General features: G+C 36.5%; 14 protein-coding genes. 8 read left to right on the top strand and 6 right to left on the bottom strand.

Annotated features, from left to right (window positions below; translation table 11 throughout):
* Positions 1-8: 8 nt before the first annotated feature.
* The 4 genes from ACSHW7_RS00330 to purH form a co-directional block, all read right to left on the bottom strand.
* Positions 9-524, bottom strand: coding sequence for a rod shape-determining protein MreD (locus ACSHW7_RS00330; RefSeq protein ID WP_435677326.1), 516 nt, complete (start codon positions 522-524; stop codon positions 9-11).
* On the bottom strand, positions 514-1,332 hold the full coding sequence (gene mreC, locus ACSHW7_RS00325) for a rod shape-determining protein MreC (RefSeq protein WP_435677325.1): 819 nt from the start codon (positions 1,330-1,332) through the stop codon (positions 514-516). Before mreC ends, ACSHW7_RS00330 begins: the two co-directional genes overlap by 11 nt.
* A 106-nt stretch (positions 1,333-1,438) precedes the next feature.
* Positions 1,439-2,467, bottom strand: a complete 1,029-nt coding sequence (locus ACSHW7_RS00320; protein WP_435677324.1) for a rod shape-determining protein — start codon at positions 2,465-2,467, stop codon at positions 1,439-1,441.
* A 64-nt stretch (positions 2,468-2,531) separates the two neighbouring features.
* The gene (gene purH / locus ACSHW7_RS00315) at positions 2,532-4,064 is read right to left on the bottom strand and encodes a bifunctional phosphoribosylaminoimidazolecarboxamide formyltransferase/IMP cyclohydrolase (RefSeq protein ID WP_435677323.1); all 1,533 of its coding nucleotides are present in this window, start codon (positions 4,062-4,064) and stop codon (positions 2,532-2,534) included.
* Positions 4,065-4,343: 279 nt separating this feature from the next.
* Here purH and ACSHW7_RS00310 point away from each other — a divergent pair, with 279 nt between their 5' ends.
* A complete protein-coding gene (locus ACSHW7_RS00310; RefSeq protein ID WP_435677322.1) occupies positions 4,344-5,600 on the top strand; it encodes an ABC transporter permease in 1,257 nt (418 codons plus the stop codon).
* Between the two features lie 83 nt (positions 5,601-5,683).
* On the opposite strand, the gene ACSHW7_RS00305 is transcribed toward ACSHW7_RS00310, so the two are convergent.
* Together ACSHW7_RS00305 and ACSHW7_RS00300 are read right to left on the bottom strand one after the other, a co-directional pair.
* Entirely contained in the window at positions 5,684-6,625 is a 942-nt protein-coding gene (locus ACSHW7_RS00305; protein WP_435677321.1) for a CAP domain-containing protein, read from the bottom strand.
* Between the two features lie 228 nt (positions 6,626-6,853).
* A complete protein-coding gene (locus ACSHW7_RS00300) occupies positions 6,854-7,309 on the bottom strand; it encodes a GAF domain-containing protein (RefSeq protein WP_435677320.1) in 456 nt (151 codons plus the stop codon).
* A gap of 87 nt (positions 7,310-7,396) precedes the next feature.
* Here ACSHW7_RS00300 and xrtF point away from each other — a divergent pair, with 87 nt between their 5' ends.
* The 7 genes from xrtF (at position 7,397) to ACSHW7_RS00265 (ending at position 13,006) form a co-directional block, all read left to right on the top strand.
* The gene (gene xrtF, locus ACSHW7_RS00295) at positions 7,397-7,939 is read left to right on the top strand and encodes an exosortase family protein XrtF (RefSeq protein WP_435677319.1); all 543 of its coding nucleotides are present in this window, start codon (positions 7,397-7,399) and stop codon (positions 7,937-7,939) included.
* Positions 7,936-8,367: an exosortase F system-associated membrane protein gene (locus tag ACSHW7_RS00290; protein ID WP_435677318.1), complete on the top strand. Its 432-nt coding sequence runs from the start codon at positions 7,936-7,938 to the stop codon at positions 8,365-8,367. Before xrtF ends, ACSHW7_RS00290 begins: the two co-directional genes overlap by 4 nt.
* A gap of 35 nt (positions 8,368-8,402) precedes the next feature.
* The gene (locus ACSHW7_RS00285; RefSeq protein ID WP_435677317.1) at positions 8,403-8,945 is read left to right on the top strand and encodes a DUF3347 domain-containing protein; all 543 of its coding nucleotides are present in this window, start codon (positions 8,403-8,405) and stop codon (positions 8,943-8,945) included.
* Positions 8,946-9,003: 58 nt separating this feature from the next.
* A complete protein-coding gene (locus ACSHW7_RS00280; RefSeq protein ID WP_435677316.1) occupies positions 9,004-9,405 on the top strand; it encodes an HYC_CC_PP family protein in 402 nt (133 codons plus the stop codon).
* A gap of 148 nt (positions 9,406-9,553) precedes the next feature.
* A complete protein-coding gene (locus ACSHW7_RS00275; RefSeq protein ID WP_435677315.1) occupies positions 9,554-10,309 on the top strand; it encodes a heavy-metal-associated domain-containing protein in 756 nt (251 codons plus the stop codon).
* Positions 10,309-12,543: a TonB-dependent receptor domain-containing protein gene (locus ACSHW7_RS00270; RefSeq protein ID WP_435677314.1), complete on the top strand. Its 2,235-nt coding sequence runs from the start codon at positions 10,309-10,311 to the stop codon at positions 12,541-12,543. Before ACSHW7_RS00275 ends, ACSHW7_RS00270 begins: the two co-directional genes overlap by 1 nt.
* A gap of 109 nt (positions 12,544-12,652) precedes the next feature.
* On the top strand, positions 12,653-13,006 hold the full coding sequence (locus tag ACSHW7_RS00265) for a heavy-metal-associated domain-containing protein (RefSeq protein ID WP_435677313.1): 354 nt from the start codon (positions 12,653-12,655) through the stop codon (positions 13,004-13,006).
* Positions 13,007-13,177 lie beyond the last annotated feature (171 nt).

Raw genomic sequence — 13,177 nt, 5'->3', positions numbered from 1 at the left:
AATTGGATTTAATATGAAGTCGATTTATTACTAAATAAAAGTAGCAAACACATGATAAGTATAATACTAAATATACTTGAAAATAACGTAGATTTTACTATTAAGAGTATGTGAGATACACTAAAAATTTCTAAAATAAAAAGAATGAGATGATGGGTCACTACAATAATAGAAATATACACCAGTCTTTCGGCAATGGGGACCTTATTCAATTTTACCATATTGAACTCATAACTTACTCCAAATGAAAACTTTAATACAAAAGGACGAATGTACGCAACAAAAACACTTGCCGCTGCATGAACCCCTCCCGAATCGCTAAAAATATCAATACCCAAACCCAACAAAAAACTCAAGAAAATGAGCAGTCCTTTGTTTCCGGTAAATGGAAATATCAAAATAAAAATCAAATATATGTATGGATTGATGTAACCCAAAAAATTGACGTGATTGAGCAAGGTAACTTGTAGCAGAAGCAACCCAAAAAACCTAAAAATATTTATCAATATATCCTTATTCTGCATCGTCCGTATTTTCTAGGGCTTCAATCTCCTCTAAATTAGGATTTTTAATAATATAGACGTGATTTAAACTCGTCATGTCATTAAACAATTGCACATCTACCGTGTAATTATCTTCTGTACCAACAGTGAAATCTTTAACGGTCCCTATTAATATTCCCTTCGGAAATATGGAGGAATTACCACTAGTAACAATGGTGTCACCTTTTGCAATGGGTGCTAGTTTAGGTATTTCAATAAGTTGGACAACATTCGGGTCTTCCGTATTCCAAGTTAAAAACCCAATGTGGTTTGATTTTTTAAGTTTTGCATTTATTTGGCTCGTCGTATTTAAAATTGATTGTACGCGTGCATAATTTTCTGAAACTTTATTGATGACACCCACAAGACCTTTTGAAGTGATAACACCCATATCAACACCCAAACTATCTTTTGAACCCTTATCGATGGTCAACTGGTTTTTGGTTTTTGAATAGTTGTTGTTAATGACGCGTGCTCCAGTAAAATTAAATGCTGGAAGGGCTCCTCCTTCAAATGTGGAATTTGGTACCTTGGTTCTTAACGTTGCGAGTTGCTCACGCAATCGTGTGTTTTCATCAAGGAGCACATTATTTTCCTCTCTTAAATCAAAATATGTAGTGATGTCGTTCTTGGTGCTATAAATACCACCACTAAAAAAGTTTGTTGAACTTATCACTTTTGAATTGTGGTACGAATGTGATTGTATCGTGAGGATAAAAGCAATAAAAAACAAAAATGCAAACAACAGAAAATTTTTATTCTTTATGAAGAAATAAATAATCTGTTGCATCGTCTTGTATTATGAAATTTTGAAATCTGAAAAGTCTGTAAAATCAAGTGCTAAAAGCTAATCTCTCGGTCACATTTCCGAAGTGAAAATTATTGAAATTTTGATATTATTTGATAAGTACGCTTTTAAATTTAGCTAAATTTTTCAAACAAATTCCTGTTCCTCTCACAACTGCTCTCAACGGGTCTTCTGCAATATAAACTGGTAGATCCGTTTTTTGCGAAAGACGCTTGTCAAGACCGCGAAGCATAGAGCCACCGCCCGCAAGATAAATTCCTGTATTATAAATATCTGCAGCAAGCTCTGGCGGAGTTTGCGATAATGTTTCCATCACGGCATCTTCAATACGTAAAATAGACTTGTCAAGTGCTTTTGCGATTTCTCTAAACGAAGTTTGGACTTGCTTTGGTTTTCCCGTCAATAAATCTCTTCCCTGCACCGCCATTTCATCTGGTGGGAGTTCGAGGTCTTCGGTCGCTGCACCTATTTGTATTTTAATTTTTTCAGCAGTGCGCTCACCCACATATAAGTTGTGTTGTGTGCGCATATAGTAAATAATATCGTTTGTAAAAACGTCACCCGCAACTTTTACAGATTTGTCACAAACAATTCCACCAAGTGCAATGACAGCAATTTCAGTAGTTCCTCCACCTATGTCAACAACCATATTTCCTTTGGGTTGCATGATATCTACCCCAATACCAATGGCAGCCGCCATAGGCTCATGAATCAAATATACTTCTTTGCCGTTTACACGCTCAGCACTTTCTTTTACCGCACGCATTTCTACTTCGGTAATTCCGCTAGGAATACAAATTACCATTCTTAGTGAAGGAGTAATCCATTTTTTCTTTAATGCAGGAATATCTTTAATGAACATATTTATCATTTGTTCACTCGCATCAAAGTCTGCAATGACACCATCTTTTAGAGGGCGTATTGTTTTAATGTTCTCATGTGTTTTTCCCTGCATCATCGCAGCTTCTCTACCTACAGCAATGATTTTTCCTGTGGTACGGTCGCGCGCAACGATAGACGGTGCATCGACTACTACTTTGTCGTTATGAATAATTAGGGTGTTTGCCGTACCTAAATCTATGGCTATTTCTTCTGTGAGGAAGTCAAAAAATCCCATTCGTTGTGCTGTGGTATTATAAGTTTACTGTATGCTATTCGTTGTCAAACAAATGTACTAAAAATTAATGCTTAAAATGTCGCGTTCCCGTAAATACCATTGCAATATTATTTTCATTGCAATAATCAATACTCAACTGGTCTTTTATAGAACCTCCAGGCTGTATGACGCTCTTGATTCCAACATTGCCAGCAATCTCAACACAATCTGGAAATGGAAAAAAAGCATCACTTGCCATTACAGCTCCATCAAGGTCAAAATTAAAATTTTGTGCCTTTGTAATTGCTTGATTTAGAGCATCAACTCTTGAGGTTTGTCCCGTTCCACTTGCACACAATTGATTGTCTTTTACAAGTACAATTGTGTTAGACTTTGTATGCTTGCATATTTTTGATGCAAACAACAAGTCATTTAACTCAGCATCTGTGGGTTTATTGTTTGTCGCATAGGTAATATGCTCGATACTGTCCGTAATAGTATCGCGTCCTTGAACGAGCACTCCGTTAAGACAAGTCCTAACTGTATTTTCGGCTAGAACAGCATCTTTTTGAATTAATAAAATTCGATTCTTTTTTCCTTTTAAAATTGTTTCGGCTTCCGAAGAAAAACTTGGTGCGATGACCACTTCGCAAAATAGTTTGTGGATTTCATTTGCACAGGCTTTGTCGATTTTGGTATTTGAAATCAGAACGCCACCAAAGGCTGAGGTAGAGTCTCCGGCTAATGCGTCAACGTAAGCTTGGTGTACCGTTTTACGTTGCGCTAATCCGCAGGCATTATTATGTTTTAAGACAGCAAACGTGGGTGCTTCGCCTTTAAATTCGTTCATTAAGCTTACTGCTGCATCAACATCAAGCAAATTGTTATAACTCAATTCTTTTCCGTGGAGTTTGTCAAACATAGCATCAAAATCACCAAAGAAAAATCCTTTTTGATGCGGGTTTTCTCCGTAACGCAAAACTTGTGCTTGTGTTTCTGAAATTTTAAGGGCGGGAATACTGTGATCTCCATTAAAATAATTGAAGATGGCAGAGTCGTAATGCGATGATACATTAAATGATTTTGCTGCGAATTTTTTTCTCGTTGCCAATGAAACATTTCCGTCGTCTTCTGAAATGACCTCTAAAAACTCATTGTAATCTTCCATTGAAGAAACACAAATAGTGTCTTTAAAGTTTTTTGCCGCAGCACGTATTAAAGAAATTCCGCCAATGTCAATTTTCTCTATTATATCTTGCTCATCGGCTCCAGATGCTACTGTTTTTTCAAAAGGATATAAGTCAACAATCACAACATCTAATTGGGGAATATTGAATTTTGCCATTTCTTTCGTATCACTTTCATTGTCTTGACGATTTAAAATTCCGCCAAAAACCTTAGGGTGCAATGTTTTTACACGGCCTCCTAAAATAGAAGGATAATCTGTTACATCTTCAACCGGGATTACTTTAATGCCGAGGTCTTTGATAAATTTTTCGGTGCCTCCAGTGGAGTACATTGTTACGCCGAGCGCATCTAGTTTTTTTACAATGGGAGCAAGTCCGTCTTTATGAAATACTGAAATTAGTGCCGATTTAATTTTTTTGATATCGCTCATGAAAAGGGGTAATGGTCATCAAAGGAAATAATTAAAATACATTTCCGAAGAGAAACAGATTGTTTTATAAATTTAAAGGCTCAAAAATAGGGAATTGTATTGCTTTTATGTAACAATTGTTAACAGAAAGCGTCTCACTTTTCATAACTTTATGAGCGAGTAAGGGAGAATATTTAATTCATAGATTTGATTTAAATTATATCTAATTGAAAATAGGTTTCGACTGCGCTCAACCAGACATCGTTTTTTAAATTAGATTTTTTAAAAACTATTCCAAAAATGCTAATATACCTTCGCGTATTAAAAGAGAGTTTCAATTTTGCATTGAGTGCACTTGTGAATAACAAGTTGCGCACATTCTTGTCTTTATTGGGTGTGACGATTGGAATTTTTTCAATCATCGCGGTACTTGCGGCGGTAGATTCTTTGAAGCAAGAAATTGAAGGGAGTTTGAGCGGTATTGATAACAGTACCATTATCGTGATGCGTTTTCCATTTACGTCAACCGATATACCCAGATGGAAATGGCAACAATTTCCAGATGTGAGTTACAGTGAATACGAGGCTTTGAAACGTTCTTTACCAGATGCAAAAGCTGTTTGCTTTGTGCTGAATGTTCCTTCGGAAACTTTAAAATATGAAGATAATACCGTACCCAGTGTAAATATTGCAGCCGTTAGCTACGAATACCCCGAAATTGAAACCTTGAAATTGGAAGACGGACGTTTCTTCACCGAATCTGAATCAAACAACGGTGCGGCAGTTATTATTCTTGGAGATGAAATTGCGAAAAATCTTTTTGGTTCGCCATTAGCGAGTATGGGTAAAAAAGTCCGCTTGTACGGAAGGAAGTTTACGGTTATCGGTGTCCTCAAAAAAGAAGGAAATGCCTTGGGCGGAGGTTCAAAAGATACTGCCGCGTTGGTTTCGGTAAATGTTGCAAGGCGTGTTTATGGCGATAATAACAATGCGGTTTTTCCGCAAATTACCATCAAACCAAAAAAAGGAATTGATGATGCTGGATTTATGGCAATGATTTCACAAAAGCTTCGCAGTATAAGAGGACTTCGCGCAGAAGAAACTGACACTTTTTTTGTAAATCAATTTCAAGGAATTGCAGATATTATAGATAATATAACGGGACAAATGAACATTATAGGATTGGTGATTAGTGGCTTTTCGTTGCTAGTTGGAGGCTTTGGGATTGCCAATATTATGTTTGTAAGCGTAAAAGAACGAACCAATCTTATCGGAATTCAAAAATCTTTAGGGGCTAAAAATAAATTTATCTTATTTCAATTTCTATTCGAGGCCGTAATTCTTGCTGTCATTGGTGGTTTGATAGGCCTCGTTTTGGTATTCTTAGTGAGTATTCTCGCCTCTTCAATGACGGGAGATTTCGATTTTGTACTTTCGGCTAGTAATATGTTTATTGGAACTATCATTTCAGCAGCTATTGGATTGATTGCCGGTATTCTTCCGGCTATTTCAGCCTCAAAACTAGACCCAGTGGAGGCGATTAGAACGGGGATGTGATAATTTCTGAAATATTAGATTAAATAAAATCCGTGTTCCAAAATTAAATTTAGGTACACGGATTTTATGATTTATTAGTACTCCTAAAAAGCACGTTGTCCGCTAAAATTGCCTGGCGGAGAATAATTGCAGATGAAAACATATTGACCGTTAGCATCAGTACCTACACCACAACCTACCTGCGTTGTATTTCTCCAAACAATTTGAGTGTAATGACCACACACTTTATTTGGAAAACATTTTCCTGTGGTGGTATCAAAATTCACTTTTTCGTTTTTGCCCCAACCATCTAAAATTGCTAGTTCCAATGGATGAAAATCTACGTACCCTCCCGAATAATTTTCACCCATTCCAGGTGTTCTTGAATGTGCGTTTTGCGCATTAATACCGGGAATGTTTTGTGCTTTCTCTTCTGCCCATTGTTTGGCATGGGCTGCAAGCTCATTAGACCATGTCAACGGCGGAACACCAACCTCACGGCGCAATACGTTATGAGCTTCTAAAAGTTTTTCAGGATTAAAAAAGTCGTTTGAAGGACTTGTATTTTGATTGGTTGACTCTGTATTATTTGTATTGGTTGCAACGGGAGGTGCTGTCGCTATTATGTTTACTTTTTCTAAAGCCCACTTAGCGCTAAGCCAGCCGTTTTCAATTTCGGTACAACCTAAACCTCTTTCGGTATTAATGAAAAGTTCTTTTTTCCAAACATTGCCAATTCTCTGCGCATTTGTGCCTTCCACGGCACTTAGCCATCCTGGCCCAACATCAGAAGAGCTTAGAGCTCCATTTTCGATGTTCAAATAGGTGCGGTCTTGTACATTCATTATTTTAATATGATTGTTTCCTACATCTATAATTTGCCAATGAGCGCTTTTTGAATCGAGAGGTGTTTGGGAGATTTGAAGCGATGGATCTGTATTTAAATAGGTACCCGTCCATTCGTTTTTTATGCGGTATGTGTCTTGAGCGCTTAAAGCGGAAATAAAGAGAACTGAAATTACGATACTTGCAATGAGATTTTTCATAACATAATTTTTTTTAAAATGTGAGATTTGACAACGATACAGTCATATTCCACATTAATTTTGAATGTACGAAATACTCAAAATGAAAAGAATGTTTGTTGTAAAGTTGATTAATTAGTTGAACAACTAAAGTATTGAAAAAAAGGTTATTATGTTTGATATTTCAGAAAAAGATAAAATATTTTAACTGAAAAAAAGAAAATTATTTCTCACTATTTGAAGCCGTTATTACATAATCATTGCAACCTGCTCACAAATCCACTCTAAAAATTCCTCGTCTTTAGGCGAAAATGGATCTATAGTATTTGAGTCAATATCAATTTGTCCAACGTTCACCCCATCCTTAAATATGGGAACAACGATTTCGGCTTTTACGGTCATGCTACAAGCAATGTAATTATCCTGAATTTTTACGTCGGGAACAACAAAATTATTATTTGAAACTGCGACCTGTCCACATATCCCTTTTCCGAAGGGAATTACCGTATGATCTGTTTCCTCACCAACATAAGGGCCTAAGTGTAGTGTTTTTGTATCGTGATTTGCAAAGTAGAATCCCACCCAATCATAATACCCAACACCATCGCGGAGAAGTTCACAAATTTGCGCCATGCGTTCTTTTGCCGTTGCTTTATCGTTCGCAAATATGGTGGTAGCTTGGTGTTTTAGGTTTTTAAATGGCATGGTTTATTTTTAAAGTAAAAGTATTTTAAAGTGAGTATATACACCAATTTCAAATGCTGTATTTTTGTTAAAATCAACAGTCTTGCATTGAGGGAATTAATTACAAAATATAAACCCGTAATCAAATTTATTGTCCTGTTTCTGGGCGCATATTTGCTGTTGAGTGTAGCGTACGGCGGTTATTTAAAAGTTTCTTCGCATTACGGCTACACGCCAGATTTTATCACTGATCTTGTCGCAAACCAAAGTAGTTGGCTTATAAATGCTGCTGGTTACAAAGCGCAAGTTATCCCACACGATGCCAAACCACAAATGAAATTAATCGTTGACGGCAACTATCTTGCAAATATTATCGAGGGTTGTAATGCGATGAGCATCATAGTGTTGTTTATTGCTTTTGTCATAGCATTTGCGCAAAAATTAAAAAAAACAGTATTATTTATTCTCGGCGGAAGCTTATTGATATATATTGTTAATATAGTACGCATCGCTATATTAGCGATCGCCTTGTATAAATATCCCGAACACCAATCTATATTACACAGCGTTGTTTTTCCGGGTATTATTTACGGAATGGTATTTTTATTATGGATGCTTTGGATTAAAATGATTAAAAAATCAGCGACATGACACAGGCGCTCAATATTTTTTCAATTGTCGTTTTGGCTTTTTTAATGGTCTGCATCCGCACGTTTGAAAATGATTTGTTTTACGACCCTTTGCTTCAGTTTTTTAAAACAGATCACACCACAGCATCTTTGCCAGAAATGAATACATTTAAATTGATTGCCTTTACCGTACTTCGGTTTTTGATGAATACTGTTTTGTCACTCGGCATTTTGTGGGTGGTATTTAAAAAGACTTCGGTCGTTAAATTTTCGGCATTGCTTTATGGTGTTTTATTGGTGGTTTTATTAATCGTATTTTTTTTTCTTCTGAAATTTTCTTCGGAAGCGCCCCATATGCTTTTGTTTTACATTCGTAGGTTTTTGATTCAACCTATTTTCTTGCTTATTTTGTTGCCGGCTTTCTATTTTCAGAAATATACAGCATCTTAAAAATTTGTATCTTTGCATACCAAAATTCAACACAAATGAAATTTTCAAAACACCTTATCATAGCACTTGTTGCAACCTCAATCCTTTCTTGTAAAGACTCAAAAAATACAGAGCCCGAAGTAAAGACTGTCGATACGGTTACCACCAATGTTCAAGAAGAATTAAAGCCGACAACCGTAACATTTAACGACCCAAAAGTAGCGTCTGTTTTTGATGCTTACAATGCATTGCGGGTTTCATTGGTAAACACAGATGCGGCAGAATCTGCAAAAGCTGCTGCAGAATTGAAAGCGGCTCTGTACAAAGCTGGCGCAGATGAAGCAGTCTATCAAAATGCAGGCTTAATAGCGGATACAAAAGATGTTGAGGAACAACGCAAAAGATTTGAAGCAGTAAGTGCTGCTGTTGAAAAAATAGTAACTGGAAATGTTGCTGACGGTGCACTTTACAAGCAATATTGCCCAATGGCTTTTGGAAACAAAGGCGCATCTTGGTTAAGCGATTCAAAAGAAATACGTAATCCATATTTTGGTGATAAAATGCTGAAATGTGGTCGGATTGACGCAGAGATTAAATAGACTCCCCGTGCCTTTTCAAGGCTTTAAATAAAACCTTACCTTTGTATTCATGCAAAAAATGATTTCCATATTCTTAACTGTCTTATTGCTAGTAAGCAATAGCGGTGTTGTGCTTGCCCAGCATTTTTGTGGCGAGTATAAAATGATGGAAGAAATCAGCCTAGGAGAAAAGCACCTTTCTTGCGGCATTGTAATGGAACAATCCAGCTGTGGTGATGAACACGAAGAGGATCATGATTGTTGCGAAAATCACTACGTGTCAGTTTCTACAGATACAGATTATTCCTCAACTTCAACTTTTACATTAGATTTTCAACACGATTTTATCGTTGCATTTGTTTCAGTTTTTGCAGATCATTCTTGGATTGCAGAGTCGACGACTGCAACCTTTTATTTAGAATATAATCCTCCTCCGCTCGTCAAGGATATACCTGTTCTTTACGAGACTTTTTTAATTTGATAAATGCCCTCAAAGGCAAGTTTCTCATGCAATCTTTATTTTATTAAAGGTGCATGAGGTTTTAAAATAGTGAAGGTTAATCCGTAAGCTATTATCAAAAGCAATATCAAATTAAAATACAAGTCCCAAATATTTATTGGGCAAATACATGAAACACAGTTATAACATAACAGGAATGACCTGCAATGGTTGCAAGGCTTCCGTCGAGAAAAATTTGTTGGCTGTTGATGGTGTCGATAGTGTTCAAGTGGATTTAGAAAATGGCAAAGCCGAAATTTCTATGAAACAACACATCGATACAAAAACATTCAGCAACGCGTTACCTGCAAAATATACCATTTCCGAAACTTCAAAAATGCATTCTGGCAACCCAGAAATTTCAGAAAAACAAAATATTTTTAAAACTTCCGAAGGAGAAAACCTAACAAAACTTCAACAGTTAAAACCTTTGTTTTTAATTTTTGGTTGTATCATTCTCATAACAGCGGCACTCAATTATAATAGATTTAATATTTCCGAAGTGATGCTAGACTTTATGGGGGTATTTTTCTTCATTTTTAGTCTTTTTAAATTTTTTGACCTTAATGGTTTTGCACAATCTTTTAGTATGTATGACCCGCTGGCAAAGGCACTTCCTGCTTACGGGAAAGTCTATCCGTATATTGAATTGGTTTTAGGGTTTTTATTCTTAAGTCGTATTGGGATTCCCATTGTTCTGTTAGTAACAATAGTGATTCTTGGAATTACCACGATAGGAGTTACGCGCTCTTTAATGAGTAAAAAAACAATTCAATGTGCGTGTCTTGGGACGGTTTTAAAATTGCCCATGACCGAAGCTACATTTATTGAAAATACGATAATGATTGTGATGGCAATCATTATGCTTTCTAAAATCTATTTATAATGAAGAAGCTTTTATATATAGTATTGATATTGCCATTTATTGGCTTATCGCAGGAAAAAGTTGAAGGGATTGTTCTTGGAATTCAAGATAATAAAGAAGTACCGTTGCCAAGTGTCAATGTTTATTGGTTAGACGCTGGCGTGGGCACGGTGACTGATTTTGATGGGTTGTTTTCGCTTCCTTATAAGGAAGAATATTCAAAATTGATTATCAGTTATGTTGGTTTTGAAACCGATACTTTGACGATTTCTGGTCCTAAAAAGGTACGCCATGTAATGCAATCAAAAGGAACGCTGGATGAGGTGGTTATTAAGTCTAGAAATCAAGCAACGTCACGTTCTTTTCTTAAGGCCGAAAACGTTATCAATGTTAGTAGCGCAGAGTTGTTGAAAGCCGCGTGCTGTAATTTGAGCGAAAGTTTTGAAACAAATCCTTCCATAGATGTAAATTTTGCCGATGCAATCACTGGAACGCGACAGATAAAAATGTTAGGATTGACAAGTCCGTACACATTAATCACTACGGAAAATATTCCATCAATTCGTGGTGCTGGGCAAGCTTTTGGTTTGAGTTTTATTCCAGGTACTTGGGTGGAGAGTATTCAAATTACAAAAGGAGCGGGGAGTGTTGTCAATGGTTTTGAAAGCATTGGCGGGCAGATAAATGCAGAACTCGTAAAACCCTCAACAGATGACCATATTTTTGTAAATGCTTACGAAGCCTTAAATGGTAGACTTGAATTGAACGCCCACTATAACGAAAAGGTAAGTGACAAATGGAGTACGGGGGTGTATGCGCATAGAAATTTCCGAGGAAAGAAAAATGATAGAAATGATGATGGATTTCTCGATGCGCCATTAATGGAACAGATAAATGTGATGAACCGCTGGCAATACGCAAATCCTGAAACGGGATTGGTAAGTTTTATCAATTTTAATTATTTGAAAGATGATAAGCAAATAGGGCAGACGGGTTTTGTGCCAGAAAGAGATAAAAATGGAACCACCTTTTGGGGTGGTGAAATCGCTACTGAAAAATATGGAGCGACAGCAAAGTTAGGGTATGTTTTTCCAGAAATCCCTTATCAAAGTATGGGCTTGCAGGTTGCGTATAGCAATCACAAACAGGAGTCGTATTTTGGATTGCGTGATTATAACATAGAGCACAGCAGTTTATATGCAAATGCTTTGTTTAGTTCCATAATTAGCGATTCTCGCCATAAGTTTAAAACGGGATTGAGCGCAACCTATGATGACTATCAGGAGCTTGTGGAGACTACTGAGTTTGATAGAGTGGAACAGTCGGTTGGTGCATTTTTTGAGTATTCGTATGATGATTTAGAGGATTTAACTTTGACAGCAGGACTTAGAGCTGATACTCACAATTTATTAGGAACCTTTATAACCCCTAGATTGCACGTGCGATATACGCCTTGGGATAAAGCAGCACTTCGTGGTTCTGTGGGTAGGGGGAAAAGAAGTGCCAATATATTTACTGAAAATTTAGGGTTGTTTTCTACGAGTAGGACTATCTCAATTGTCAATAACGGTGGAGAGATTTATGGTCTTGATCCTGAAATTGCATGGAATTATGGAATATCATTTTTACAAGGATTTAATCTATTTGGACAAAAAGGAGATGTAACGTTTGATTTTTATCGAACGGATTTTCAAAATCAAGTAGTGGTGGATTGGGAAGACGTTAACCAAATTAGGTTCTATAACTTGGATGGAGAGAGCTTTGCCAATAGCTTTCAAATGGAACTAAATTACACCCTTGCAGAGCGTCTTGACTTGAGAACAGCCTATAAATATTATGACGTTCAAACAGATTATAATTCGGGAAAACTGGAACGGCCTTTAACGCCTAGTCACCGTATTTTTGCGAATTTAGGGTACGAGACTGCTGTACAAAGTAAAGGGCAACATTGGAAATTTGATGCAACCTACAATTGGTTGGGCGAACAACGCTACTCTTCCACCGCGGGAAATCCGGAGGAGTTTAGATTGCCAGAATATTCGCCTTCGATTGGGACGTTGAATGCACAGATTACTAGAGTTTTTTCAACAAAGTTTGAAATCTATGCAGGTGCTGAGAACCTAACAAATGAGACGCAAGAAACCCCTATAATTGATGCTGAAAATCCTTTTGGTTCAAATTTTGATACTACCTTCGTGTACGGTCCTATATTTGGTAGTAACTTTTATGCTGGACTTAGATATAAAATAAATTAAATTTTTAACTTCGGACCCGCCTGTCGTACCTTGGTGGGCAGGAATGTGCTTTTATTACGATGATTGTATGGAAGTCACATTTCAGAAATAACAATAAAATAAAAAAAATATGAAAAAAATATTGATTATCTGTACAGTACTATTTATGGGAGCAACACTTTACGCTCAGGATAAAAATGCACGTTCTACCGTTTGGGTTGACGGTGTTTGTGGTATGTGCAAAAAGCGCATTGAAACCGCAAGTATAAAAACGAAAGGTGTTAAAAGTGCCGTTTGGAATTTAGAGACCAAAGAGTTGAGTCTCATTTATGACGAGCGTAAAACAGATTTGGAAACGATTCAGCAAAATGTTGCAGATGTAGGTCACGATAGCAAGGAAATTAAGGCAACAAATGAAGCTTATAATAGTGTTCATCCTTGCTGTCTTTATAGAGATGAAAAAGTTCAAAAAGAACATCAATAATGTGAAATTAAAATTTCAATTTTAAAAAAAGCCGCTACTCGATTAGCGGTTTTTTTTATGTTCTTTTTGTTGAAATTTTTCAAACACGCTGAATTTGCTGAGGTCTTTGTATAGTTGCGTTGAGCAGGATTTTTTCGAAAAAATTTAACACATTTGTTTTAGTTAAAACAT

Origin of the sequence: Patiriisocius sp., from assembly GCF_051252435.1 — a bacterium.
Lineage (GTDB): Bacteria > Bacteroidota > Bacteroidia > Flavobacteriales > Flavobacteriaceae > Patiriisocius.
The sequence above is the reverse complement of the archived record's forward strand: the minus strand, read 5'-3'. Positions and strand labels throughout refer to the sequence as shown.